The sequence below is a fragment of the Pseudoxanthomonas sp. USHLN014 genome, assembly GCF_037153335.1.
Taxonomy (GTDB): domain Bacteria; phylum Pseudomonadota; class Gammaproteobacteria; order Xanthomonadales; family Xanthomonadaceae; genus Pseudoxanthomonas_A; species Pseudoxanthomonas_A winnipegensis.
The window spans coordinates 130,375-154,116 of the sequence record NZ_JBBCKO010000007.1; the positions used below are offsets into that span (position 1 = coordinate 130,375).

General features: G+C 70.9%; 22 protein-coding genes. 8 read left to right on the plus strand and 14 right to left on the minus strand.

Going from position 1 to position 23,742, the window contains the following annotated elements; all coding sequences use genetic code 11:
- Positions 1-179 precede the first annotated feature (179 nt).
- The 3 genes from WFQ05_RS13900 to WFQ05_RS13910 are packed head-to-tail and all read right to left on the minus strand — an operon-like array spanning position 180 to position 4,127.
- Positions 180-2,429, minus strand: coding sequence for a polysaccharide biosynthesis tyrosine autokinase (locus WFQ05_RS13900; protein WP_337054251.1), 2,250 nt, complete (start codon positions 2,427-2,429; stop codon positions 180-182).
- Entirely contained in the window at positions 2,426-2,911 is a 486-nt protein-coding gene (locus WFQ05_RS13905) for a hypothetical protein (RefSeq protein ID WP_337054252.1), read from the minus strand. The genes WFQ05_RS13900 and WFQ05_RS13905 overlap by 4 nt, the downstream gene beginning before the upstream one ends.
- Positions 2,912-2,918: 7 nt before the next feature.
- Positions 2,919-4,127 (minus strand): SLBB domain-containing protein, encoded by a 1,209-nt coding sequence (locus WFQ05_RS13910; RefSeq protein WP_337054253.1) that lies wholly within the window; start codon positions 4,125-4,127, stop codon positions 2,919-2,921.
- 447 nt (positions 4,128-4,574) lie between these two features.
- Here WFQ05_RS13910 and WFQ05_RS13915 point away from each other — a divergent pair, with 447 nt between their 5' ends.
- The 8 genes from WFQ05_RS13915 to WFQ05_RS13950 all read left to right on the plus strand — a co-directional run bounded on the left by WFQ05_RS13915 (position 4,575) and on the right by WFQ05_RS13950 (position 14,027).
- A complete protein-coding gene (locus WFQ05_RS13915) occupies positions 4,575-5,756 on the plus strand; it encodes a DUF1972 domain-containing protein (RefSeq protein WP_337054254.1) in 1,182 nt (393 codons plus the stop codon).
- Between the two features lie 137 nt (positions 5,757-5,893).
- The gene (locus WFQ05_RS13920) at positions 5,894-7,264 is read left to right on the plus strand and encodes a hypothetical protein (protein ID WP_337054255.1); all 1,371 of its coding nucleotides are present in this window, start codon (positions 5,894-5,896) and stop codon (positions 7,262-7,264) included.
- Entirely contained in the window at positions 7,261-9,429 is a 2,169-nt protein-coding gene (locus WFQ05_RS13925) for a hypothetical protein (protein WP_337054256.1), read from the plus strand. Before WFQ05_RS13920 ends, WFQ05_RS13925 begins: the two co-directional genes overlap by 4 nt.
- Before the next feature lie 169 nt (positions 9,430-9,598).
- A complete protein-coding gene (locus WFQ05_RS13930; protein ID WP_337054257.1) occupies positions 9,599-9,781 on the plus strand; it encodes a hypothetical protein in 183 nt (60 codons plus the stop codon).
- Complete coding sequence (locus WFQ05_RS13935) at positions 9,778-10,557, plus strand: acyltransferase (protein ID WP_337054258.1); 780 nt, start codon at positions 9,778-9,780, stop codon at positions 10,555-10,557. Before WFQ05_RS13930 ends, WFQ05_RS13935 begins: the two co-directional genes overlap by 4 nt.
- The gene (locus WFQ05_RS13940) at positions 10,544-11,368 is read left to right on the plus strand and encodes a glycosyltransferase (RefSeq protein ID WP_337054259.1); all 825 of its coding nucleotides are present in this window, start codon (positions 10,544-10,546) and stop codon (positions 11,366-11,368) included. The genes WFQ05_RS13935 and WFQ05_RS13940 overlap by 14 nt, the downstream gene beginning before the upstream one ends.
- Positions 11,365-12,480 carry a glycosyltransferase gene (locus WFQ05_RS13945; protein WP_337054260.1) on the plus strand — a complete coding sequence of 372 codons (1,116 nt, stop codon included), beginning with the start codon at positions 11,365-11,367 and terminating at the stop codon, positions 12,478-12,480. The genes WFQ05_RS13940 and WFQ05_RS13945 overlap by 4 nt, the downstream gene beginning before the upstream one ends.
- The gene (locus tag WFQ05_RS13950; RefSeq protein ID WP_337054261.1) at positions 12,477-14,027 is read left to right on the plus strand and encodes a flippase; all 1,551 of its coding nucleotides are present in this window, start codon (positions 12,477-12,479) and stop codon (positions 14,025-14,027) included. Before WFQ05_RS13945 ends, WFQ05_RS13950 begins: the two co-directional genes overlap by 4 nt.
- Positions 14,028-14,051: 24 nt before the next feature.
- Here the strand turns inward: WFQ05_RS13950 and WFQ05_RS13955 are convergent, their stop codons facing one another.
- The 11 genes from WFQ05_RS13955 to WFQ05_RS14005 form a co-directional block, all read right to left on the minus strand.
- Positions 14,052-14,579, minus strand: a complete 528-nt coding sequence (locus WFQ05_RS13955) for an outer membrane beta-barrel protein (RefSeq protein WP_337054262.1) — start codon at positions 14,577-14,579, stop codon at positions 14,052-14,054.
- Between the two features lie 214 nt (positions 14,580-14,793).
- A complete protein-coding gene (locus WFQ05_RS13960) occupies positions 14,794-15,648 on the minus strand; it encodes a glycosyltransferase family 2 protein (RefSeq protein ID WP_337054263.1) in 855 nt (284 codons plus the stop codon).
- Positions 15,632-16,477, minus strand: a complete 846-nt coding sequence (locus WFQ05_RS13965) for a glycosyltransferase (protein WP_130523144.1) — start codon at positions 16,475-16,477, stop codon at positions 15,632-15,634. The genes WFQ05_RS13960 and WFQ05_RS13965 overlap by 17 nt, the downstream gene beginning before the upstream one ends.
- Positions 16,474-18,699 carry a type II secretion system secretin GspD gene (gene gspD, locus WFQ05_RS13970; RefSeq protein ID WP_131658473.1) on the minus strand — a complete coding sequence of 742 codons (2,226 nt, stop codon included), beginning with the start codon at positions 18,697-18,699 and terminating at the stop codon, positions 16,474-16,476. The genes WFQ05_RS13965 and gspD overlap by 4 nt, the downstream gene beginning before the upstream one ends.
- A 46-nt stretch (positions 18,700-18,745) precedes the next feature.
- Positions 18,746-19,564, minus strand: a complete 819-nt coding sequence (locus tag WFQ05_RS13975; RefSeq protein WP_131658474.1) for a general secretion pathway protein GspN — start codon at positions 19,562-19,564, stop codon at positions 18,746-18,748.
- Positions 19,554-20,189, minus strand: a complete 636-nt coding sequence (gene gspM / locus WFQ05_RS13980) for a type II secretion system protein GspM (RefSeq protein WP_131658475.1) — start codon at positions 20,187-20,189, stop codon at positions 19,554-19,556. Before gspM ends, WFQ05_RS13975 begins: the two co-directional genes overlap by 11 nt.
- Complete coding sequence (locus tag WFQ05_RS13985; RefSeq protein WP_130533932.1) at positions 20,173-21,312, minus strand: PilN domain-containing protein; 1,140 nt, start codon at positions 21,310-21,312, stop codon at positions 20,173-20,175. Before WFQ05_RS13985 ends, gspM begins: the two co-directional genes overlap by 17 nt.
- Positions 21,309-22,181: a type II secretion system minor pseudopilin GspK gene (locus WFQ05_RS13990; RefSeq protein WP_337054264.1), complete on the minus strand. Its 873-nt coding sequence runs from the start codon at positions 22,179-22,181 to the stop codon at positions 21,309-21,311. The genes WFQ05_RS13985 and WFQ05_RS13990 overlap by 4 nt, the downstream gene beginning before the upstream one ends.
- Positions 22,178-22,843 carry a type II secretion system protein J gene (locus tag WFQ05_RS13995; protein ID WP_337054265.1) on the minus strand — a complete coding sequence of 222 codons (666 nt, stop codon included), beginning with the start codon at positions 22,841-22,843 and terminating at the stop codon, positions 22,178-22,180. Before WFQ05_RS13995 ends, WFQ05_RS13990 begins: the two co-directional genes overlap by 4 nt.
- The gene (locus WFQ05_RS14000) at positions 22,840-23,253 is read right to left on the minus strand and encodes a prepilin-type N-terminal cleavage/methylation domain-containing protein (RefSeq protein ID WP_130523137.1); all 414 of its coding nucleotides are present in this window, start codon (positions 23,251-23,253) and stop codon (positions 22,840-22,842) included. The genes WFQ05_RS13995 and WFQ05_RS14000 overlap by 4 nt, the downstream gene beginning before the upstream one ends.
- On the minus strand, positions 23,250-23,741 hold the full coding sequence (locus tag WFQ05_RS14005; RefSeq protein ID WP_165424293.1) for a GspH/FimT family pseudopilin: 492 nt from the start codon (positions 23,739-23,741) through the stop codon (positions 23,250-23,252). Before WFQ05_RS14005 ends, WFQ05_RS14000 begins: the two co-directional genes overlap by 4 nt.
- Position 23,742: the final 1 nt, after the last annotated feature.

Genomic DNA, 23,742 nt, shown 5'->3' on the forward strand with positions numbered 1-23,742 from the left:
CGCGCGATTGGCTTGTCCGGCCGTGCGCCAACGCCCGGCGAGCGGCATCACGGCAGGAGCCAGCGCCCTGCCCTGCTCGTTCGCCTCACTGATCTGAGATCTTCCTGCGGGCGCCGCGCTGCAGCGATGCCTGTCCGGGCACGCGCGCAGGGCCAATGCCGCTGCGCGCATGACCGGGCTCAGCGCTTGGGGTCCGCCCCGTAGGTTCCGTACCCATAGCCGTAGCCGTATCCATCGCCGTAGCGGCTGGCGCGCAGGCCGTTGAAGACATGCCCGCAGATCTTCGCCTCGACCTGGGTCAGACGCTTGAGGGTCTGAACCAGCTGCCGCCCGTTGGTGAGCTCGTAGCGGCTGACGATGAAGACCGCGCCGCAGGCGCGCGCCAGGGTCATGGCATCGCCGACCGGCAGCACCGGCGGCGAATCGACGATCACGTAGTCGTAGCGCTGCTCGGCCTCGCGCAGCACGACGTCCAGAGTCGGACGCGCCAGCAGTTCGCCGGGGTTGGAGACCCGATGGCGCCCGGAAGGCAGCAGGTCCAGCCCCTCCTGGTCGGTGCGCTGGATGGCGGCCTCCAGCGTGTCCTGCCCGGCCAGGACATCGGACAGGCCAGGCGCGGCGACCGAATCGGGGAAATAGCGCCCGAGTCCGGCGCGCCGCAGGTCGCCGTCGACCAAAAGGACGCGCACGCCGGTCAGCGCCAGCAGATAGGCGAAGTTGGCGGTGACGAAGGTCTTGCCGACGCCCTCGGTGGGCCCGGTGAACACCACCGCGGTACGCCCCGCCTCACGCAGCGCAAGGCGGAAGGTGCTGCGCAGGGTGCGCAAGGCCTCCACCCCGGGATCGGTCGGCGACTGTCGCGACAGCAGCGCATGGTAGAGCGGGTCTTCACTGCCGCCGCGCACGCGGGTCATGCGCGATTGCACCTTGCTCTCCGGCACCACGGCGTAGACCGGGGCGCCGCTCAGGCGCTCGACCTCCAGCGGGTCGTGCAGCGCACGGCGCATGCCGGCCAGCACCTGCACGGCCAGGAAGCCCAGGAGCAGGCCGCCCATCAGGCCGCCGGCGAGCACCGGCAACGTCGTGGGCCAGTGGCGTCGTTCCGGGGAGAGCGCGGGGTCGATGATGGCCGCCGTGCCGGTGGTGCCGGCCTCGGCGACCTCCAGCTGCAGCTTGTTGGCCGCCAGCGCGGTGTAGAGCTGCGTATCGACCGCCACATCCCGCGCCAGGCGCAGGTACTCCTGCTGCGCGGCGGGCAGCACGCGGATCTGCGCATCGGCCTGCGTCAGCGCCTCGGCCACGGCCGCGTGCTGCGCCTCGAGCATGCGCATGGCCGGATGGGTGGGACGGAACTGCTGCGCGCTGGCCTCGCGGTTGAGTTCCAGCAGGGTCTGCTGGCGGGTCAGCTCGACCACGCGCGTCAGCAGGGCCTCGCTCTGCTGCTCCACGTCGATGGTGCCACTGCGCATGCGATATGCGTTGAGCGCGTCCTCGGCGCGGGTCAGCTCCGCGCGCAGCGCCGGCAGCCTGTGCTCCAGGAACTGCAGGCTCAGATGCGCCTGCTGGGCGCGATGACGGATGTTCAGCGCGACATAGGCGCGCGCCAGGGCGTTGGCGAAGTCGGCGGTGCGCTCGGCATCGCTGCCGCTCACCGTCAGCTCGATCATCGAAGAATCCTTGGAAGTCTCCGTCGCCTTGACCCGGCGCCCCATCTCCTCGAACGCGGTCTGCAGCGACGAGGCGGTGACGCCGAAGCTCACGCCGCTGCGCGCGCGCAGTTCCTCGACCTGGATCGACCCGCGTCCCGGGCCGAAGCGGGTGGCGACGTTGAAGTCCATCCGCTGTCCCAGCCTGCCGCGCGCGACCTCCTCGCCGTCGGGCGAACTCAGGGTCCAGGCATCGTCCTCGCCGGCCGTCAGGACGAAGGGCTTGCCGTACAGCGCGCGCGGCACTTCGAAATGCGCCAGGCGCAGGCGCTCGCCGCCCCAGGGCAGCTCCGACAGTCCCAGCGGAGGATCGGCCAATCCGTTGGGCGGCGTGGCCAGGCGCGCGTAGAGGCGCCCCAGGACCGGAATGCGGTGCCTGGGCTCGATGTCCAGCTGCGCCTGGGTGCGGTCGATGGCCTCGCCCATCACGGTGCGCGAGGTGAGGATGTCCAGCTCGCCGTCGATGGACTTGTTGAGATTCAGCGCGCCGGCCACATCGGACAACGCACCGAGCATGGACCCCTGGTCCTCATCGATCTGCAGCAGCGCCTGGGCCCGGTAGGTCGGCTGCGCGGACAGCAGGTACACCAGCGCCAGGGCGAACACGCCGCCGGCCACCAGCAGGAACAACCGGCGATGCGTCGAGACATTGCGCAACAGCAGGAGCAGATTGACCTCGTCCTCTTCAGGACTGTCGGCGGCTGGTGGGGTGGTGGGTCTCATGGGCGGATCGGGTCGCTCTGGTGAAGAGGGGATTGCAGGTGCGGCAGCCAGCTGCCGACGCAGGTCTCGATCGTTCTCAGGGTGGCGGCCAGTGCTTGCGGCGCCAGCCCGTCAGGGTCGGCCACCTCGGTGGCCTGCCAATGGCCGAGGCGCCAGACCTTGGCCGCCGCGGCCGGGGCCAGGCGCAGTAGCGTCTGGCGCTGGCTGGCTTCCATCACCAGCACCAGATCGGCCCACTGCAGCAGCTGCGCGTCCAGGCGGCGGCTGAAGGCGCTCGGGGGAGGCGGATAGCCGGCCGCCTCCAGCGCATCCAGCACGCCGCGCGGACGCTCCAGCCCGGTGATCGCCTCGAGCCCGGCCGAGCGCACCTGCACCTCGCCCGTCGCCCCCAGCCGCGCGAGCAACACCGCCTCGGCCATCGGGCTGCGAACGAGGTTGATGCGGCAGCACACCGCCAGTCTCAGCAAGGATCCGTCGACCATGCGCGGATCAGCGATTGGCCGCCGCGCTGGTCATGTAGAGCGAGCTGGCCAGCGGCAGGATCTGGGAGACCACACGCGAGAAGCGGGTCAGGTTGGCGGGATCGACGAACACGATGTCGCGCGGACGCAGCACGAAACGATCGCCCAGGACCAGCAGCCCGGGATTCATTGCATCGAGCTGGTAGACCTTGACCTGCTGGGGCTGGTCGCCCGCGCGGAACACATAGATCTGCGCGGCATTGGCCGAGACAGGATTCAGTCCGCCCGCATCGGCCAGCGCTTCAGACAGGCTCATCGGCCCCAGCGGCATGACCTGCGAGCCCGGCTTGGCGACCTCGCCCAGGACGAAGACCTTCTTGTCCCGGCGCGGCGGCAGATTCAGGACATCGCCGCTGCGCAGGAGCGGATTCTGGGTCAGGTCGCCCTGGAAGAAGAAGGCGTACAGATCCAGCGTGCGGGTCCTGCCGCCGCGATTGAGGCTGACCGACTGCAGGTCGGCGCCTTCCACATAACCACCGGCGGCCGCCAGCGCATCGGCGACCGTGATCGGCACGTCGGTCAGCGGCTGCGCGCCGGGCGTGCGCACGGCGCCGGCCACATACACGCGCTGGCTGCGGAAGCCCACTACCGCCACGTCCAGCTGCGGGGCGGGGATGACCGCGCTCAGGCGACGCGTCAGCAGCGTGCGGATGCGCGGCACGTCGAGTCCTGCGACCTTGACCGTGCCCACGTACGGGAAATACAGCGTGCCGTCGGGCTGGACCAGGCGTGCCTGCGCGTCCAGCGAACTGGCCCCGCTCATGCGCAAGGTCTCCACAGCGGGTACGCCGGCGTTGCCCGTCGCCGAGGTCAGCGCGCCCAGGCCGGGATTGTTCAGTTCGGGATGATCCCAGACGGTGACCCGCAGAGTGTCGCCGGCCTGCACCACATAGTCCTGTGGCGCGCCGTCGGCGTCAGGCGCCTCGGACACCGGCGCGTGCGCAGGCGATTCTGGCTGTGCCGGCATGCCCGGCTCGATCCGCTGCAGGCTGAAGTGGATGCCGTTCTGGACCAGTTCCGAGGCTTCATCCGCGCGCTCCAGCGGCGCCGGAAAGCGCGACGCCGGCAGCATGGCGCAACCGGACAGCGACACGCCCGCGACGACCAGCAGCAGCAAGAGCAGGCGGAGATTGAACTTACGACGCCGCAGCCGACGAAACAGCAGAGCAAAACGCATGCGCGATTCCTGACCAGATCCAACCCCCTGCGCGGCAAGCACAGCCGGCAGCCATGATCGCCATGACCAGTCCCGCGAAGACCCCCGTGGCGCGCGAGCGGCACGCCGCACGGGAACCGACGCGTCGCCACCTGCGCGAGAAAAAAGCGCTGCGATGCCCCGGTCAGGTCATCGCAGCGCAAGGGGTCTTCTCCACGGCTTGGCACTGGACATCAGGAACGGCGATCAAAGCCGGTCAGGATGCGCGGGCCCTGCATCAGGCCCGCTCATGGACGAGCCGACATGCTGGAAGGGCGGCGATGCCGCTTTCGGACATTCCCTGGGCAAGGGCCGCCATCGCGTACGCGGGGCTTGACGGAAATGGCGCCCAATTCGGCCGAATCGGCCAGCCGCGCGCTGCGCATGATGAACGCCGTCGCTGCGATGTGCCTACAGAAGGAACAAGCCATGCCCCATCGTCAGATCTCGATCCTGGGGACGCGTGGCATTCCCGCCATGCATGGCGGTTTCGAGACCTTCGCCGAACGGCTGGCCCTGCATCTGGTGCAGCGCGGCTGGCGCGTCACGGTGTACTGCCAGGCGGGCCCGGAACAGGAACAGCCGGTGATCGAGGACCAGTGGCAGGGCGTGCACCGGGTCACCATCGGCGTCAAGGCCAGTGGCGCGCGCGGCACCATGGCCTTCGACTGGCGTTCCATCCGCCATGCCGCGCGGGCCCGTGCGCCGCTGGTGCTCACGCTGGGTTACAACACGGCCCTGTTCTCGACCTGGCTGCGCTGGTGCGGCGTGACCAACGTGATCAACATGGACGGTCTGGAATGGAAGCGGCGCAAGTGGCGCACGCACGAGCGCCTGTGGCTCTGGGCCAATGAGCGCATCGGCTGCTGGGCCGGCCATCATCTGATCGCCGACCACCCGGAGATCGCGCAGCATCTGGCAACCCGCGTGCGGGCGGACAAGATCGCCATGATCCCCTACGGCGCCGACCTGATCGAAGACATCGGCGACGAGGCCCTGGAGCCGTTGGGACTCAAGGGAGCCCGATACGGCGTGGTCATCGCGCGGCCCGAGCCGGAGAACTCGCTGCTGGAGATCGTCACCGCCTTCTCGCGCCGCCGCCGCGACGCACGCCTGGTGGTCCTGGGGCGTTACGAGCCGCAGGGCAATGCCTATCACCGCCAAGTGCTGGACGCCGCCAGTCCGGAGGTGGACTTCCCCGGTGCGATCTACGACACCGCCACGCTGCGGGCGCTGCGGCGGCACGCGCTGTTCTACGTGCACGGCCACACGGTGGGCGGCACGAATCCTTCCCTGGTGGAAGCGCTGGGCGCGGGCAACGCGGTCATCGCCCACGACAATCCGTTCAACCGCTGGGTCGCCCAGGACGGCGCGCGCTACTTCCATTCGGTGATCGACTGCGACATGCATCTGTCGGCGCTGCTGGCCGATCCGCAGGCGATCGAAGCACTGCGCCAGGCCAGCCGCCAGCGCTTCGATCGCGAGTTCCGTTGGCCGTTCGTGCTGGCCCAGTACGAGGCGTTGCTCGAGTACCAGCTCCACGCCGGACAGCGCCCGGGCGGGAAGCGTGAGGCCAGCCCCTCCGCCAATGCCCTGCCGCGGACGGTCTGAGCAATGCGCTGTGAGGCGACAGTCGCTCGCCTCAGGCGTCGGCGATCGCACGCAAGGCCGATCCGAGTGAACAGGAACCGGAGCGGGTCCATCGCGCGCGCGCAGAGCGGCGCAAGCGATGCGAAGGTGCAGCCGAGATGAGCAGCCTGCTGACGCTCTTCTTCCTGTCCTGCTATGCCGGATGCGTGTCCCTGCTGTTCACCAGCAAGCGCCAGTACTTCCTCTATGCCACGCTGCTGCTGGTCGCCACCAACGACCTGATCTTCGTCCCCCTGGACAAGGTGATGCCGCCGACGCTGCTGCTGATCTCCAAGGCCTGGAAGGAATACTTCATCGGCGGTCTGCTGCTGTACAACATGATGCAGCGGCGCAGCACGGGCTTCGGCGTGGTCTCGGTGCGGGTCTTCAGGATCGCGGCCGTCATCTGCGTGCTGTCGGCGCTGGGCCTGGCCATCGGCCTGATGCGCAGCGGCCTGGGCGACGGCATCCAGCAATGGCGGCGCTATTTCGTCCCACTGCTGCTGGCGTTGCTCATCGCCGCTTCCGACCTGCCGCGGCGCATCTCGGCACGCAGGGCGATCAACCTGCTGATCGCGCTGGCCTGCGTGATGGCGGTCTTCTCGCTCTACGAGTACCTGAGCTTCACCGGCGACTTCACCAAGCTCTGGTACTACGAGTTCGTCGCCCGCTCGAAGGAGAGCATCGAGACCGAGTCGCGCATGCTCCAGTACCAGTTCATGCGGGACGACTCGCTGCGGGCCACCGGGTTCTTCATCTCGGCCATCGAATACAGCCTGTTCAACGCAATGGTCATCGCCTACGCGGTCCTCTCGATCCCCAACACGCGCGGCTTCGATCGTCGCCTGCGCCTGTTGCTGGTCATCGCGCTGCTGCTGGCCGGAGAAGTCGTGGCCAACGTGAGGATCGGCTGGGTCATGCTGGCCCTGGCGCTGCTCTGCGCCCTGCAGCTCCACGTCTACCGCATCAGGTCCTTCGCCAAGCTGGCCGCGATGCCGGTGGCCATGTTGCTGTTCTCCTTCGCCATGATCGTGGTGGCCAAGACGGACCTGGACGCCTCCTCGGTCGGCCGACTCGCGCAGTACGCCTCGGTCCCCGCACAGTTCAGGCCGCAGGGCTACGGGCTTGGCGCCATCACCAACAACGGCGAGACCTACAAGGACTCCTGGTACATCTCGGTGCTGATGGTCTTCGGCGTCGCCTCGGTCGGCTACGTGTGGCTGATGTTCTCGCCGGTGACCAAAGCGCTGCGAAGGCTGGGCTCAGGCCCACAGTCGGGCCTGGCCGCCGACCGCGCGGCCTACACGATGGCGTTGGGGACCATCAGCCTGAGCATCGCGCAGCTCTACGTGTTCGGATTCCATTATTCGACCGGGCTTTCGCATCTCTACGTCGTCCAGATCTTCATGTTCCTGGTGTGGTTCCGACTGCTCGAAAAGCCGGAGCCCGCGCCGGAGCAGGTGCAGCACCCGATGGCCGCGCCTGCATGAGGCGGCGACTGCTGCCCACCACGTGCGCGGCCCTGGTGCTCTGCATCTGGATCGCCTGCACGAGCTTCAGCGCTCCCCCGCATGACATCGCGTACGTGCAGCTTCCGGTCGATCCGCTCGACGCCCCCGCGGTCGGCTTGCCGGCCTCCGGCTCGACCCCGCGCGCCCCGCTGGGCCCGGCGGACCGGATCTTCGTCCGGGATGGCCACTTCCATGCGCTGGGGAGCGATCTGCTTGCCGACACCGACGATGACCGCCGTATCCGCTTCTTTGGCGTCAACCTCGCCCTGTCGGCGAATTTTCCCTCGAGCGATGCGGCCGAGCGGTTGGCCCAGCGTCTGGCGACGCTGGGCGTCAATCTGGTCCGCCTGCATGCCATCGACCAGCCCGCCCGCCAGGGCGACCGCTACCCGGTGGGCATCCTGGCCGATGCGCAGCATCCGGATCTCGACCTGCAGGCCGCGCAGGCGCTGAAGACGCTCATCGTGACCCTGTCGCGTCACGGCATCTACGTCGATCTGAACCTGCACGCCAACCACACGTTTCCCAAACTGCAGGCCGACGATGAGATTCCGCCGCAGAGCAAGCCGCTGCAGATCTTCGACGAAGACATGATCCGGTGGCAGGAGCGTTACCTCGCCAACCTGTCCCAGGCGCTGGATGCGGCACAGATGCCGGGCATCGCGATGATCGAGATCAGTAACGAGTCCACGCTGATCGACACCTGGCAGGAAGATCGCCTGCCGACGCTGGTCCAGGGCCGCTTCCGCGACCAGTTGGAGCGCAGATGGGAGGCCTACCGGGACACGCATGGACTCGGGGACGAGCCGCTGCCCATGCTGCGCTCCGGTCAGTCGCCCGCGATCGCGCGCGCCGCGGCCGAGTTCTTCGTTGCGCTGGATCGCGGCTACATCGCGCGGATGGTCGCCGCGGTGCGTACGAACGTCGGCGAACGCATGCCGGTCTCGGGCACCCAGGTGATCCACTCCGGACGCTGGAAGCACGGGGGCTTCGCCAACCTCGACGTCAATGCGTCGGCGAGCTTCCTCGATGCGCACTTCTATGTGGACCATTACTGGTTCCCGCAGCGCCAGTGGGACTGGACCAACTGGAGGATCTCCAACAGCTGGCTCGGGGATGCCTTCGAGGACACGCTGCTCAACGTGGCCTATGCCCGCCAGCAGGGGAAGCCGTTCGTGGTCAGCGAGTTCAATCAACCATGGCCCAATGAGCAGGGATCGGACCTGCTGCCCGTCGTCACGCAGTTCGCGCTCGGCCAGGACTGGGACGGCCTGATCCTGTACACGTACGCCTACGACCAGGATCTCGATCAGGCCACGCCTTCCAGCTTCAGCCTCAAGGGCGACTGGACCAAACTGCTGCAGTTCTCGCAATGCGCGCGTTACTTCCTCGAGGGGCACGCGGGACTGGCGCTGCCCGAGACCGTCGTGTCCATGCGCTTCGACGACAGGATCGATGCGGCGCTGACCAACGTCTCCGGCAAGCTGTCGGCCTACCTCCATCAATCCATGGACCTGGCGACGGACACGGCCGCCGGACGGCGGCTGGAGATCGCGGACGCCGCACAGGCCGGCGTCTTCGACAAGCAGGGCGAGACCTCCACCTCGTACCTCGTCCACGATCCGGCAGGCGAACGGATCCTGTTCGGCTCCGCTTATGCCGCAGGCATCTCCGGCGAGCTCCCGCCGGGCCAGACCGCAGCATCGGGCATGTTGGAGCTCTCACTGCTGGCCCCATCCCGCGGCTTCGTCACCGCCTTCCTCACCAGCCTGGACGACAGGCCGCTGGCCGATTCGAGACACCTACTGCTCACGCTGCCCGGCTCCACGATGGGCATGAGCGGGCAGCACCGGCAACGCCTGGAGCGCCTGGACATGATCAACGACTGGTGGACGATCCAGTCGCCGGATGGCGCCACCGATTCCTCGAGCCTCAAGGTCGTCGATGGACCGATCTGGATGGAGAGGATCGCCGCCACAGTCACGCTCGCCATGCGGCAGCCGAACCCATCGATCTACGCGCTGGACGTTTCCGGCCATCGCGTCGCGCGGCTCGACCAGGTCAGCGACGGCGCGCATGTGACGTTTTCGGTCAACGGCAGCGGCCAGCCGTTCGCGGCCAGCTTCGAGATCGTCGCCCCTTGAGAGGCGTACGCCGCAACAGGTCCTGAGGCGCAGGCACCGGCCTGAGTGCGGCCCGCACGCGGCGCCGCGTGCTGCGAACACCGCGCTACTGCACACATCAGGTTACGCCCGGCAATCATCCGGTCCCCTGCCGCCATCGGCGGACTCGGTGCGCGGGTCGGCGGCCACAATGTTCCTCTCGCCGCTGCGCGCCATACCGACGCATGCACCGGCGCAGCGCCCCACCCATCCGTCGCAGTTGGCCTCCTTCATGAACATCACGGTCATAGGCGCGGGCTCCCCCGGCCTGGTCACCGCCGCGTGCCTCGCCCAACTCGGACACGACGCGCGCCGTTTCGACGTCGCCGCATGAGTGCGCAGACACAACCGCCATCGCGCGGGCCGCTGGCCGCGACCGGCAACGTGCTCTCCGCGCTGATGCGCCGCCTGCTGGAGCAGGCATTGGCGCGCGTACGACCGGGCAAGCGGATCGCCCCCGGCATCGACGGACGCGACCTGTTCCGGCACGGTCTTGAGCAAGGGATGCATGCCTGCCGTGGCCTGCTGCTGGCGGCGACGCACCGGCGGATCTCTCCGTGCTTCGTCGGGCGCTCGGTGCGCCTGCGCTTTGTGCGCAGGATCGTCATCGGCCGCCATGCGGCCATCGGCGATGGCGTCATCCTCAGCGGACTGGGCAGCGACGGCCTTGTCCTCGGCGAGCGATCGAGTATCGGCGCCTACTCCAGGCTGGTCACGGGCACCGATATCGCGCGCCCTGGCAGCCACATCCGGATCGGCCGCCGATGCGGGATCGGCGAGTACTCGAGCATCGGCGGGTCCGGCGGTGTCTCCATCGGCGAGGACACCATCATCGGGCAGTACTTCAGCGCGCATTCGGAGAACCACAACCACGCCGACCTGTCCGTTCCGATCCGTGTGCAAGGCACGACCCGCGCGCCCATCCAGATCGGCGAAGGCTGCTGGATCGGAGCCAAGGTGACCGTGCTGGCCGGCGTCACGATCGGGCCTGGCTGCGTCATCGCCGCCGGCAGTGTGGTGACCCGGGACATCCCCGCCTTCGCCATCGCCGCCGGCGTCCCGGCGCGTGTGCTGCGCCTGCGCCAGGGAGGCCCTCATGATCAGCATTGACGTGTTCGTGGTGCTCTACCGGCGCAAGATCGCCGAATCGGAGACGGTGCAGAGCCTGCTGCGCGCGACAACCGCCTGCACGCAGCTACAGCTGCGTGTGCAGCTCTGGGACAACTCGCCCGAAGCCGATGCCCAGGCCGTCATCCTGGCGCCGGACTGGCGCTATTCCTGGAACGGTCACAACGCGCCGCTCTCGGTGGCCTACAACGCGATGCTCCTGCACGCCGCTTCGCCGTATGTGCTGGTGTTCGACCAGGACTCGCGCTTCGAACCGGACTTCCTGGACGCGCTGTGCGCCGCCATGCGCGCCGTCCCGGCCGACATGTACGTGCCGCGGATCGCCCATCAGGGTCGCGTGATCAGCCCGTGCCGGCTGCGCTGGATCAAGGGCGCGCCCCTGCCGGGGGTGACACCGGGCACCCTGCTGCCGCGCAGCTTCACCGCGATGATGAGCGGGCTGTGCATCTCGCAACGGTTCCTGTGGTCGCTGGGGCCGGCCCCGTTCGACGAGCGCTTGCGCTTCTACGGCATCGATACCCGCCTGTGCCGCGAGCTGAACCTACGCGGCGGCCGGGCCTACGTGCACCGTGGGACGCTCGACCACGACTCCGCGCTGCGCGACAGGCGCGACCCCGAGCAATACGTGCAGCGCAAGATCTGGCTCATGCGCTCGTGGCGGCACGTGTTCGACCGCAACCGGCTGGAACGGCTGGGCGTGCACCTCTACATCGCCTGGACGGTCCTGCGCCTGGTCAGCGGACCGGGGCGGCGCCGCGGCGCGCGTTCCATTCTTGCCGAGGTCTATCGATGAGCCGTGGGCCTCGCATCCTGGCGATCCATCAGGGCAGCGAACTGTATGGCTCGGATCGCAGCTTCGCCGCCGCGGTCCAGGCGCTGCGCGAGCGTCATCCGCAGGCCCGCATCGAGGTTGTGCTCCCCGAGCCGGGCCCGCTGCAGTCGCTGCTGGAGCCCTGGGCCGATGCATGCCGCTTCGAACCGCGCGGCATCCTGCGCAAGATCGAGCTCAAGCGACATCCATTGAAGAGCCTGTCGGGCATCGCGGCGGCATGGCGGCGCTACCGGGCGCTGGCGGCCGAACACGATCTCTGCTACGTCAACACCACCGTCTGCGTGTCCGCGATCCTGGCGCTGCGCGGCTGCGCCGGCGGCTATGTCCATGTGCGCGAAATCCCCGGCGCCACCGCGCTGGTGCTGTTCCGCACGCTGCTGCGCCTCTCGCGCGCGCAGGTGATCTACAACTCCTACGCCACCGCGCTGGCGTTCGGACTGCCCGGGCGGGTCATCCACAACGGCGTGGCGCCGATCTCCGACGCGCCGCCCACCATGCCGGGTGCGCATCGGCGCTGGCGGATCGCCATCATCGGCCGCATCAACACCTGGAAAGGCCAGCAGTTCGCCCTGGAGGCGCTGGCGCGACTGGCGTCGGCGCCGCAGATCGAACTGCGCATCGTCGGCGACGTCTTCCCGGGCTACGAGCCCTTGCTCACCGCGCTGGATCAGACCGCCGCCGACTGCCGCTTCCCCGTCGAACGGATCGGCTTCGTGCGCCAGCCTGGCCCGCATTTCGAATGGGCCGACTTCGTCCTGATTCCCTCGCTGCTGCCCGAGCCCTTCGGACGCGTCGCCATCGAGGCGTTCTCGATCGGCCGGCCGGTCATCGCCTCGGCCGGTGGCGGCCTGCAGGAGATCGTCGCCGACGGCGTCAATGGCTTTCTGTTCGCGCCCGGCAACGCGCAGGCGCTGGCCGCGGCGGTCGAACGCGCGCTCGCGCTGGATGCCCAGGCCTACCAGGACATGGCGCTCGCCGCGCGTCGCAGCTACCAGCAGCGTTTCACGGTGGAAGGCTACCGCCAGGCGATCGGCGATGCGGTGCTGCCGTGCGCGCCCGCGGCGGCGTCATGACCGCCTCGACGACGCCGGACCAGGCGCCGGGGCATCGCTTCGCGCGCCACCTGTCCTACAACATCGGCGGCCAGGTGATCCCGCTGGTACTGGCCGCTGTCGCCGTGCCGATGCTGGTGCACCACATCGGCGTGGACCGCTTCGGCCTGCTCACCATCGCCTGGATGGTGGTGGGATATTTCAGCCTGTTCGATCTGGGCCTGGGCCGGGCGATGACACGGCTGGTGGCCGAGCGGCTCGGCCGTGGCCGCGCCGACCAGGTCGCGCAGGTGGTCACCTCCGGACTGTCGCTGATGAGCCTGCTCGGCGTGCTGGGCGGCGTGCTGCTGGCGGTCGCCTCGCCCTGGATGACCGATCTGCTGCGGGTGCCGGAGGCCTTGCGCGGCGAGACGCGCAACGCCTTCCTGCTGCTGGCCGCATCGGTGCCCGCGGTCGTGCTGTCCACCGGCCTGCGCGGGGTGCTGGAAGCGCATCATCGCTTCGGGGTGACCAATGCGATCCGCACCCCGGTCGGGCTGTGGACCTTCGGCGGTCCGCTGTGCGTACTGCCCTTCACCGATCGGCTGGACTGGGTCGTGGCCACCCTGGTGCTGGGGCGCTACATCGCCCTGCTGGCCTACGCGATCGCCACCGCGCGCGAAGTGGGCCGCCTGGCGCGCGCGCACGATGGCGATGCCTCCTGGCGGGAGCTGCTGCGCTTCGGCGGCTGGATGACCGTGTCCAACGTGATCTCGCCGCTGATGGTCTACATGGACCGCTTCTTCATCGGCGCCCTGCTCGGGACCTCGGCCGTGGCCTACTACACCTCGCCCTACGAGGTGGTGTTCAAGCTCAATGTGGTGTCGGAGGGCCTGTTCGGCGTGCTGTTTCCGCTGATGGCCAACCGGTTCGCCGCCAGCCAGGCCGAGCCGGATCGCCTGTTCTCGCTCGGTGCGCGGATGATCGCCGCCGGGCTCTTCGTGCCGGTCGTGCTGATCGTGGCGCTGGCCGAGCCCTTCCTCGGCCTGTGGCTGGGGCCCGACTTCGCCCTGCGCAGCAGCGTGGTGATGCAGGTGCTGGCACTCGGCCTGCTGGTGAACGGCTTCTCCAAGGTCGCCTTCAACGCCATCCAGGCCCACGGCCGTGCCGATGTCACGGCCCGGTTGCACATGATCGAACTGCCGCTCTACGTCGTGGCGCTGATCGCGCTGACACGGCAATGGGGCATCGTCGGCGCGGCCCTGGCGTGGAGCCTGCGCATGGTGCTCGATGCGGCGTTGCTCGGGTGGATGAGCCGGCGCATGGCCGGCATCACCGGCCCCTGTCTGCGGCGCTGCGCGGTCCTGGCCCTGGCCACCCTGGCATCGGCGATGACTCCTTTGCTGCTGCCCGCGGGCCAGCCGCTGCTTCGCGCCGTCGCGATGCTGGCGCTGATCGCGATCGCCGCAGTTGCGTTCTGGCGCTGGCAGCTCGATGCGCAGGAACGCGGCCGCATCGCCGGCCAGCTGCACCAGGCCTGCGCGCGGCCGCGCAGACTGCTGCGCGGCCCGCGCGCCCAGGGCCGCTAGCGCCCTGGGCCACGCACGCCGGGATCAACGAAACGGCATCACCACGCCGACCGACAGCATCGGGTCGGTCAGACTCGCACGCGAGCCGGAGCTTTCATGGCGCTGGTAGCGCGCTTCGAGGCGCAACCGGAACCGCTGGCCGAGCGCCGTCTCGACGCCCAGCCCCGCGCGCATCATCAACCCCGCTCGACTCGACGCACGCGGCAGTCCACCCTCGTAGGCATAGCCCAGCCCGGCCGTCGCGTAGGGCGCGATCCTGGCGTCGCGGTTGAAGAAATACAGCGCGTCCCCGGCCACCACCGCCATGTTGTCCTTGTCCCCCAGGTCGGCCAGCTGCGCGCTGGCCTCCAGGTTCCAGTGCGCACCTGCGGTGGTGCCGACCAGCGCCTCCGCGGCAACGCCGGCGCGATCGACGCGGAGGCGGTCGTTGTCCACGTAGGCCAGCTTGGCGCCGGCATACCAGTCCCGATCGGAGGTTTGCGCCTTGAGCGCCGTCGCCGGCAGCCCGCATCCACACGCCGCCACGACGGCGCAGAGCAGTTTGGTCTTCATCATGTCCCCAGTGAGATGGTCGGCGAGCTCCGCCGGCGCCAGGCGCGCCGAGTCGACGCCAGCCTGGCCGTGGGGAGCCAAGCGCCGACATTAGTCAGGCGCGCGGCCGAGCTCTCGCCGTTTGCAGGGCGCATCCCGCCATTTCGATGACCCGCGCAGGCGGGCTCGCGAAGCCGGCACGCACGCGCCGGCGGGGCCCATCAGGCGGCGCGCGCTAGGAGCGCGGGCGCGCCGCCAGCGCCAGGCGGAGCAGCGCGTGCCCGGCGATCATGGCCCACACCGCCACCCGCACCGGCCACGAGCGCCGCGGCGCCTCGAAGCGGCGAAAATAGCGCCACAGCCCGCGATGCTTGTGCCACTCGACGAACAGCGGCCGCGAGCGGCTGGACACGCCGCGCACGTGCAGCACCTGCACATCGTTGGCCACGGCGACCGTGGCGCCGGCCTCGCGCGCGCGCCGGCACAGGTCCAGGTCCTCGGCATGCAGGCGATAGCCTTCGTCCAGGCCGCGCAGCGCATCGAACAGCGTGCGCGGCATCAGCATCAGCGCGCCGGAGATGGCCTGCACCGGCTGCACCGCCTGCGCGGCGTCCATCGGCACGCCCAGCTGCGCGCCGCGCGCGGGACTGCGCAGCATCTGCGCGAAGTCCGGGTCGCGCCGCCGCGCGGCGGCGTCGCGCACGCCGTCCTCGCCGACCAGGTCGGCGCCGAGCAGCGCATTGCCCAGCGCCTGCGCATGGGCGCGCAGGCGCACCAGCGTGTCGGCCTCGACCATCAGATCGGGATTGACGAAGGCCAGCCAGGGCGCGTCCGAATCGCGCGCGCCCTGATTGCAGCCGACCGAGAAGCCGGGGTTGTCGGGGTTGCCGATGAAGTGCACGCGCGGATCGCGCGCGGCGTGGCGCTGGACAATCTCCAGCGTGCCGTCGTCGGAGGCGTTGTCGGCCACGCGGATCTGCACGACATCGCGCGCCGCGCGCAGGCGCGTCAGGCAGGCCTCGATGGTCGAGGCGCTGCGGTGGGTCACCACGATGGCGGCGATGCCGCCGGCGTCAGCCGAAGAGTTCACGTTGTTCCGTGGATCCCGCCTGCGCGTAGCAGGCCTCCAGGCGCTCGCGCAGGGCGCGCAGCGGATCGTCCATCAGGAAGCGGGCCACGCGCGGATTCCAGTCGGGCCAGCGCCCGGCCAGCGCGTCCATGTCGCCCTCGTCCGGGCCGCCCTCGCCGCCGCGCGCGACGAAGGCCGTCTCGCACAGCACGTTGCGCCAGCCCAGCCCGGACAGGCGCAGCGACAGGTCGATCAGGGCGGCATACCAGCTGCGATAGCTGTCCAGGTCCAGCCCGCCGGCGCGCGCGCGGGCACGGCCGCGCAGGGCCACCGCATGGCTAACCGCGGCCGGCAGCTCCGGATAGGTCGCCGGCAGGGCGGCGCAGGCGCGCGCGGTGCGCTGCGGGTCGACCGGCGGCGGGGCGATCTCGCCCACGCGCGGCCAGGCGGCGGCCTCGCCGGCGTTGCACCACGGCGTGGCGGTGGCGATGGAGGCGTCGCCGGCCAGGCAGGCGGCGAGCTGGTTCAGCCAGCCCGGCAGCGGCTGGGCGTCGGGCGAGAGCACCACCACGTCCAGCCCGGCGCAGGCGCGCAGCATCTCGTCCAGGTGCGCGACCTCGCCGAGCGGATACGGGCGGCGGGTGTAGTCGGCCTTCAGGCGCGTGCGCGCCAGCCAGCGCTCGATCAGCGCCAGCCCGCGCGGACCGACCTGGGCGTTGTCGGCCAACCAGACCTGCGTGCCCGCCGGCGTGCCGTCCTCCAGCGCGCCCAGGCAGGCATCCAGCGCCTGGTCGTCCACGCCGACCGGCAGCAGCACGATCGGCAGGGGTGCGGCGTCGTGCGGGCTCACTTGCCCTTCGGCGGGTGCAGCGGTTCCATGGCGCGGAACTTCTGGCTGTATTCGTCGGTGAGGTTCCGCGCTTCGGCCGGGTTGCGCACGATGGTCGGGGTGATCAGGACGATGACTTCGCTGCGGTTGGTGTCCTGCTTCTTCTGCCCGAACAGCGCTCCCACCACCGGCAGCCGGCTCAGATAAGGCACGCCGGACGAACCGTTGGTCACCGAATCGGTGATCAGGCCGGCCAGCATGATGGTCTGACCGCTCTGCACGGCCGCCTCGGTCTTCACGAAGCGGGTGTTGATCGGCACGTTGCAGGCGCTGACGCTGGCGTCGCAGTTGGAGGGCGAGGCGCCGGGCGAGCTGACTTCCTGCGCGATCTCCATGAACACCGTGCCGTCCTTGGTCACGCGCGGGCGGACCTTGAGGATCACGCCGGTGTCCAGGTACTGCACCTGGCTGTAGGTCTGCGAGTTCAGGCCGGTGTTGACCGAATAGGAATTGACCGGGATCTGCTCGCCCACCTTCAGCTCGGCCTGGGCGTTGTTGCGCACGAACACCGAAGGGGTCTGCAGCAGGCGCAGGTCGGTGACCTGATCCAGCGCGCTCAGCACCGCGGCGGCGTTGTTGCCGAGAAAGGTCCAGGTCAGGCCGGTGCCGCTGGTGATGCTGCGGCCCCAGACGCCCTCGCCCACCAGACCGCTGGGATCGGGCTGCTGGCCCTGCTGCTCGAAGTACCAGTTGACGCCGTAGGCGAGCTTGCCGGTCAGCGCCACCTCGGCCACCTGCGCCTCGATATGCACCTGCATCGGCATCACGTCCAGCTTCTCGATCACGTCCTTGATCGAACGCCAGGCGTTGCCGTTGGCGCGCACCAGCAGCGAGTTGGTCTCTTCCACCGCGGCCACGCCGACCTTGCTGCCCTCCACTTCCAGGGTGACATTGCCGTTGCCTTCCTGGCGCGCATTGAGCGACACATCGCCCGAACCCGAGCCGCTGCGTCCGCTGCTACCGCCCAGCCCCGAGCTGCTGCCCAGGCCGCTCGATCCATCGTCGCTGCGGCTTCCGTCCTGGTTGCCGCCGAACTGCAGCGTGCTGCCGCTGCCGTCCATGCCACTGGAGGTCAGCGAGGTGCCGATCGCGCCCGGCGCCAGCGAGCTGGTGGAACCGCCGCCGCGCCCGCTGCCACCGCCGAAGACTTCGGACAGGCGCTGGGCCAGGTCGCGCGCCTTGATGTACTTGAGCTCGTAGGAGAACAGGCGCGGGGTGTCGCCGGCGTTGTCGATGCGTTCGAGCCAGTCGCGGATCTGGTCCAGATACGCCGCCTGCGGGGTGATCACCATCACCGCATTGGCGCCCTCCAGCGGCATGAAGCGGAACATGCCGGCGCTGGGGGTCTTGCTGTTCTCGCCGAACACCTTCTCCAGATCGGCCACGACCTTGCTCGCCTGGCCGGTCTCCAGCGGGAACACGCCCACCGACATGCCCGAGAGCCAGTCCACGTCGAAGATCTGCACCGTGCGCAGGTAGTTCTCCAGCTCGCTGCGCGAGCCGCTCAGGGTGATCAGGTTGCGGGTCGGGTCGGTGGCGATGACCGCGTTGGGCCGCGCATACGGCTCCAGGATCTTCTTCATCTCGTTGGCTGCGATGAAGCGCAGCGGCACCACGCGCACCTCGTAGCCGCGCGCGTTGCCCGCATCGCCCGAGCGCGGCGCCACGGTGCCGGCCAGCGCCTGGTCGGCCGGGACGATGTTGTAGCGGCCGTCGCTGTAGACCATGCGCGCGTTGTTCCAGCCCAGCACCTGCTCCAGCAGCGACAGCGCCTGCGCCGGCGACACCGCGCGCGGCGTGGCCAGGGTCACCGTGCCCTGCACGCCGGGCGCGATGACGTAGTTCTGGCCCAGCATGTCGCCCAGGATCGCCTTGACCACCGCCTGCAGCGACTCGCCCTCGAAGTTGAACATCGCCCCGCCGCCGGTGGCCCCGCGTAGCGCCGGCGGCGGCGCGGCGGCGGCGCTGCGGTTGATCACCTGGCCGGTGCCGCGCCGGATCTGCGCCTGCGGTCCGGTCTGCGGCTCCTCAGGCGAGGTCATGGGCGAGGTCTGCGCCGCGCCGGCGGTCGCGCCCGGGTTGGCCAGGTTGCCCTGGCGCTGCACGTTCGGCACCGGCGCGGTGGCGCAGCCGGCCAGCAGGCCGAGCAGGAGACTGAGCGGGAGGACGAAGCGTGACGTCATGTCTGCACTCTATGGATCGTTCGATGCGATGGACAGGGGCAAGGCGCTAGTTGCCGGTCGGCGCGCCGGCGCCCTGCTCGCGCAGCTGGCGGCGGCGGGCTTCGATGCGTTCGCGGATGGCCTGCATCTGCTGTTCGGGGGTGACCGGCGTTTCAGCTGGCGCCTGCTGGGCCGGGCTGCCGGCCGCGGCATTGGCGCTGGCGCCGGCCTGGGCGGCGTTGCGGGCCTGGTTCTGCGCCTGTGCGGGCGCGGTCGGCGGCGGCGGCACCGGCGAGCTGCGCGGCGCCTGCCCGGCCTGCATGCCGGCCGGCGGCGGCCGGCCGCCGGAGGACAGCGCCGTCGGCGGCTGCCCGCCCTGGCCGTCGAACACGCGCAGGGCCAGCGTGCGCTGGCCTTCGGGGCCGTCGAACACCGCCTGCCGCGGCGCCAGCTCGGTCAGGTGCCAGGCTGGCGCCTCGGCCGGCGCCTCGCCCACCCGGACCCGCACCGCCGAGGCCGGGCCGCCGTCGCCGGGCTTCTGCAGGATCGCCAGCCGCACCGTCGGGGTGATCAGCACGCTGGTCAGCACATAGTCGAAGCTGGTCTTGGCGGGTGCCTCGCCCTGCCCCTCGAGGAAGAAGGGATGCGGCTGCCGGTCCGGCGCGAACACCGGGCGCTGGCCGATGGCCGCGTACTGGTCGGCCGGCCCCAGGCGCTCGGGCGCCTGCGGCGGCAGCACGGGCAGGCGCTGCACCAGCGCCGGATCGTCGGCCAGCGGCGCGATCGCCCGGCCCATGCCGGCCAGCGCCAGCACCCAGGCCAGCAGCGCCCAGCCGGCGATCACCAGCAGCAGCCAGGTGCGCGCACCCAGGGTGTCACTGCGCACGGGTACCTCCCGCCACAGGCGCCGCGGCTTGCGCGGCCGGCTTGAGGTAGCCATACAGGTCGAAGCTGACGTTGAGCCCGGCGTTCTGATCCTCCGTGCCGGGCGCGCGCAGGTTGAAGGTCTGCGCCAGGATGTTGAGGTTGTCCACGAACAGGCGCGGGCTGCCCGATTCCAGCGCGTGCAGCACCGCGGCGGTCTGGTCCACGCCGCAGCGCAGGGTGACCTGCACGGTGACCCGGGTGAAGCGCTCGGTGCCCTGCTGCGGAACCGGCGAACGGTTGGTGATCGCGCAGCTGCGGTTGCCCGGGCTGGCCTGGGCCACGACCGTCTCCAGGCGCTGGGTCAGCGCGGCGGTGGCCAGCTCGGCGGTGGGTTCGGCCAGGAAGCCGGGCCGGTTGCCCAGCGCGGCCTGCGCGGCGGCGAGCTGGCGGGCGACCAGCGGGCGCTGGGCCAGCTGGGTGCGCACGCGCAGCTCGCGCTCGCGCGCCGCGTCGATGCGCGCATCGAGCGCGCGCATCGGCACGGTCCACCACGGATGCACCAGCACCAGATAGGCCAGCGCCAGCGCGGCCAGCAGCAGCCCCAGGGCCAGCCAGCGGTCCTGGCGTTCACTCCTGGCGCGCATTGGGCCTCCTGGCGGCGGACGCGGGCGGCGTGGCGCCGGCCAGCTGGGCGGTCATGCTGAAGCGGTCCAGCCGCGTGCGGCGGTCCTGCTGCAGGGCGCCGGTCAGCGCCGGCGAGGTCCACAGCGCCGAGCCTTCCAGCTGCTTGACCAGGCCCGGGGCCTCCGAGCTCAGGCCGATCAGCAGCAACCGGTCGCCCTCGATGGAGACCTTCTCCAGGTAGGTGTTGTTGGGCAGGCGGCGGGTGAGCTCGTCGAGGATCTCGATGGTGGTCGGGCGCGCGGCGCGCTGGCGCTGCAGGAAGCCGGCGCCTTCGACCAGGTCCACCAGCTGTTGGCGCTGGGCGGCCACGCCGCGCGCCTGCGCGGCGCTGCGTTCGACCTGGGCGGTGAAGTCGTCGGCGGCGGCCTGGCGGTTGGCCAGCACTTGCCAGCCGGCCAGGACGACGAACACCACCGCGGCCAGCGCGGCGATCAGGTTCCAGCGCCGCGCCGGGCTGGCCCGGCGCACGCGCAGCGCCGGCGGCAGCAGGTTCACGCCCAGCGGCTGGCCGGCCTCGTCGGCCACGTCCAGGCCGGCCAGGCCGGTGGCGACCGAGCCCAGTTCCTCCAGCGCGCGGTCCACGGCCTGGCGGCGCACGACCACCAACTCGGCCTCGATCTGGCCGTCGCCGCGGCGGGCGACGATGCGCGCGTCGTAGTACACCGATTCGGCGGTGAACGGGGTCTGCCGGTCGATCTCGAAACCCACCACCTCGCGCAGCCGCTCGGCCGCCGCGGCCGGCAGCAGCAGCGGCCGGCGCAGCACGCGCACGGCCGGCAGCAGGCCCCAGCGCGGCAGCCCGGCCACGCGCGGATGGAGCACGGCATCCAGTTCGGCCGAGGACAGCGGCAGGGGCAGCTCGGCCAGCGCCTCCGACCCGTCCAGCCCGGCGCGCAGCAGCTGCGCCTGACCATCGCGCGGGACCAGCAGCAGGCGCTCGGCGGCCAGGCCGAACAGGCGACGCCAGCGCGGCGGCAGCCAGCTGGCCAGCGCATCGCGCCACCAGGTGAGGAAGCCGCTGGCGGCGCCGACGGAGCGACCCAGGGCCGGCAGCACCGGGGCGGCTGCGCGTGGTGTCGTCATCGGGGTTCCCAACCTTCCTCCCAGCGCAGCGTGGTGTACACGGCCCCTGGCGTGGGGCCACCGCCCGTGCGCAGCACCGCCCGCAGGACCGCCTGGCGGCCATCGGGGAGCTGTGCACGACTCTCGATACTATACGTGCCGGTGCCGCGCCCGACCTGCGGCGCGCCCACCTGCTGGGCCGCCTCGCGCTGCTGCTGGATCAGGCCCGGGTCCAGCCCCAGTGCGGTCAGCACCGGGCCCTGGGCATAGGTCGGGTCGGGCTGGGCGCGGCCGTAGAGGGTCAGGTAGGGCTTGATCCGCGCATAGACCTCGGGCGTCCAGCCCAGCACCTGCTCGACCTCGGCCACGGTCTCGAACGGCGCGTCCTTGGCGCCGTAGGGCAGGCCGGCCTCGGCGTAGTCGCCGTCCTCGGCGCCGCCGACCGGCTGGCGCAGCGAATCGGCGTCGCGCCAGTCCACCACCGCGCCTGCCAACTGCCGGGCGCGGGCCTGCTCGACGCCGGTGGCGACGAGCACGCTGGCCAGGGTCTGGGCGTCGACCTGGTTGAGATCGACCTTGCCGCTCTCGTCGGTGATGCGCACCAGCACCTGGCTGCCGGCGTAGCGCCAGCGGTAGAGCCGCCCATCCGGAATCCAGCGGCTGCGCGGGTCCTGGTCGTCCACGCGCTGCATGGCGTACTCCAGGCCGGCGCGGGCGACTTCGCGGGCCACGCTGCCTTCCGCCGTGACGCGTCCCTGCAGCGCCTCCACCCTCGCGGCGAGGGCGAAGGCGCCGATCAGCGCGGTCAGCAGCGCGGTCAGCCACACCACCAGCAGCAGGGCCACGCCGCGCTGGGCGGCGGGCGAACGCAGCGGACGGACGCGGCTCACGGCGTGACCTCGTGGGTGCTGCCGCTGCCCTGGGCCAGGGTGACGACCATGTCCGGCCAGCGCGGTCCATCGGCCGGCACGATCTCGATGGACACCTGCACCGGCAGCGCCTCGACCTGGGTCCAGCCGTCCTGCCACGGGCCCAGCCCGCCGTTGTCCGGCAGCAGGCCGCGATAGCGGAAGCGCACCGACTTGAGCCGGTCGGCCAGCAGCTCCGGCGGGCGCGGCGTGCCCGGCTCGTCGATGGTCTGGCCGGCCTGGACCATCTTCAGGTCGACCTGCAGGCGGCTGCCGTCCTCGGTGGCGGACACGTCGTGCAGGTAAGGTCCGCCGCGCCCCAGATAGTCGGGCAGGTCGGCGACGAAACGCATGCGCGTGCCGGTGCCGGCGAAGCGGTAGGCCAGGCCGCGCTCGGGATCGCGCGCGAAGGCGATGGCCTGGGCCGATGCCAGGTGGCTGCGCAGGAAGCCCTGCACCGCGCGGATGCGTTCGTTGCGCGCCGCGGTGGCCTCGCCGCGATGGACCAGGCCGGTGGCCGCGCGCAGCGTGGCGAAGCCCACCGCCAGGCCGGCGGCCAGCAGCAGCGTGGCCAGCAGGATCTCCAGCAGAGTAAAGCCGGCGGCGCGGCGCGGCGCGACCCGGGCACGGAGCCTGCGCCTCATGTGCCCGGCGTGCCTTGCGCCGCGGCCAGGCGCAGGCTGCGCCATTGCAGCGCCTCGCTCTCGCCCTCGCCCCAGCGCACGGTCAGGCGCACTTCGAGCAGGCGCGTGGCGGCCGGGTCGATCAGGCCGTCGGCGGGCCGGCCCGGATCGGTCCAGGGCGCGACCTCCAGGCGCCAGTGATAGCGGCCATCGTCCAGCGCGCCGTCCTGTTCGCCCGGCTGCAGCGGTGCGCCCGCGCCGACCTGGGCCAGCAGGCTCTGCGCATGCAGCGCCGCGCGTCCGGCCAGGTTGGCGCGCTGGATCTGCCGCGAGGCGCCGGTCAGCGCGCCCAGCAGCAGGGTCAAGGCCAGCGCCAGCAGCCCGAAGGCGACCACCACCTCGATCAACGTGAAGCCGCGCTGGCGCCTCATGGCGCGCCTCCTACCTGTCCATCCACGCGCACCTCGCCGGTCAGCCAGGCCACGCTGAGCCGGCGCGTGGCCTGGCCGGCGACCAGTTCGAGCTGGCCGCCGGTGGAGGCGCCGTCGGGATAGAACACGATCGCGCCCTGCCCCGGCTGCGCGGCGGCCTGGCGCGCGCCGTAGAAGCGCACGCCCAACTGTTCGGGCAGGCGGCCTTCGCGCTTGCCCGGCGCGCTATAGCGATGCGCGGCCGGATCGATGGTGAAGCGCTGCGGCTGGCCAGTGGCGATGGCCTGGGCGCGGGTGAAGCGCAGCTGCGCGGCCACCTCGCGCGTGGCCCCGCGCAGGCGCAGGCCCTGCAGGCCGCCGCTCATGGCCACGGCGGTCAGCGTGCCGATCAGGGCGATCAGCGCGATCACCACCAGCACTTCGATCAGCGTGAAGCCCGCCGGCCGGCGCCGGACGCGGCCCTTGCCGGGGCGGGCGCGGCCGCGCATG

Bases quoted from the DNA above. Each gene is read 5' to 3' on its own strand.
- WFQ05_RS13935 (WP_337054258.1), top strand. From the start codon at position 9,778: ATGAGTGCGCAGACACAACCGCCATCGCGCGGGCCGCTGGCCGCGACC.
- WFQ05_RS13995 (WP_337054265.1), bottom strand. From the start codon at position 22,843: ATGAGGCGCAGGCTCCGTGCCCGGGTCGCGCCGCGCCGCGCCGCCGGC.
- WFQ05_RS13930 (WP_337054257.1), top strand. From the start codon at position 9,599: ATGTTCCTCTCGCCGCTGCGCGCCATACCGACGCATGCACCGGCGCAG.
- WFQ05_RS13925 (WP_337054256.1), top strand. From the start codon at position 7,261: ATGAGGCGGCGACTGCTGCCCACCACGTGCGCGGCCCTGGTGCTCTGC.
- WFQ05_RS13900 (WP_337054251.1), bottom strand. From the start codon at position 2,429: ATGAGACCCACCACCCCACCAGCCGCCGACAGTCCTGAAGAGGACGAG.
- WFQ05_RS13985 (WP_130533932.1), bottom strand. From the start codon at position 21,312: ATGACGACACCACGCGCAGCCGCCCCGGTGCTGCCGGCCCTGGGTCGC.
- WFQ05_RS14000 (WP_130523137.1), bottom strand. From the start codon at position 23,253: ATGAGGCGCCAGCGCGGCTTCACGTTGATCGAGGTGGTGGTCGCCTTC.
- WFQ05_RS14005 (WP_165424293.1), bottom strand. From the start codon at position 23,741: ATGCGCGGCCGCGCCCGCCCCGGCAAGGGCCGCGTCCGGCGCCGGCCG.
- WFQ05_RS13905 (WP_337054252.1), bottom strand. From the start codon at position 2,911: ATGGTCGACGGATCCTTGCTGAGACTGGCGGTGTGCTGCCGCATCAAC.
- WFQ05_RS13915 (WP_337054254.1), top strand. From the start codon at position 4,575: ATGCCCCATCGTCAGATCTCGATCCTGGGGACGCGTGGCATTCCCGCC.
- WFQ05_RS13920 (WP_337054255.1), top strand. From the start codon at position 5,894: ATGAGCAGCCTGCTGACGCTCTTCTTCCTGTCCTGCTATGCCGGATGC.
- WFQ05_RS13940 (WP_337054259.1), top strand. From the start codon at position 10,544: ATGATCAGCATTGACGTGTTCGTGGTGCTCTACCGGCGCAAGATCGCC.
- gspD (WP_131658473.1), bottom strand. From the start codon at position 18,699: ATGACGTCACGCTTCGTCCTCCCGCTCAGTCTCCTGCTCGGCCTGCTG.
- WFQ05_RS13945 (WP_337054260.1), top strand. From the start codon at position 11,365: ATGAGCCGTGGGCCTCGCATCCTGGCGATCCATCAGGGCAGCGAACTG.
- WFQ05_RS13910 (WP_337054253.1), bottom strand. From the start codon at position 4,127: ATGCGTTTTGCTCTGCTGTTTCGTCGGCTGCGGCGTCGTAAGTTCAAT.
- WFQ05_RS13955 (WP_337054262.1), bottom strand. From the start codon at position 14,579: ATGAAGACCAAACTGCTCTGCGCCGTCGTGGCGGCGTGTGGATGCGGG.
- WFQ05_RS13950 (WP_337054261.1), top strand. From the start codon at position 12,477: ATGACCGCCTCGACGACGCCGGACCAGGCGCCGGGGCATCGCTTCGCG.
- gspM (WP_131658475.1), bottom strand. From the start codon at position 20,189: ATGCGCGCCAGGAGTGAACGCCAGGACCGCTGGCTGGCCCTGGGGCTG.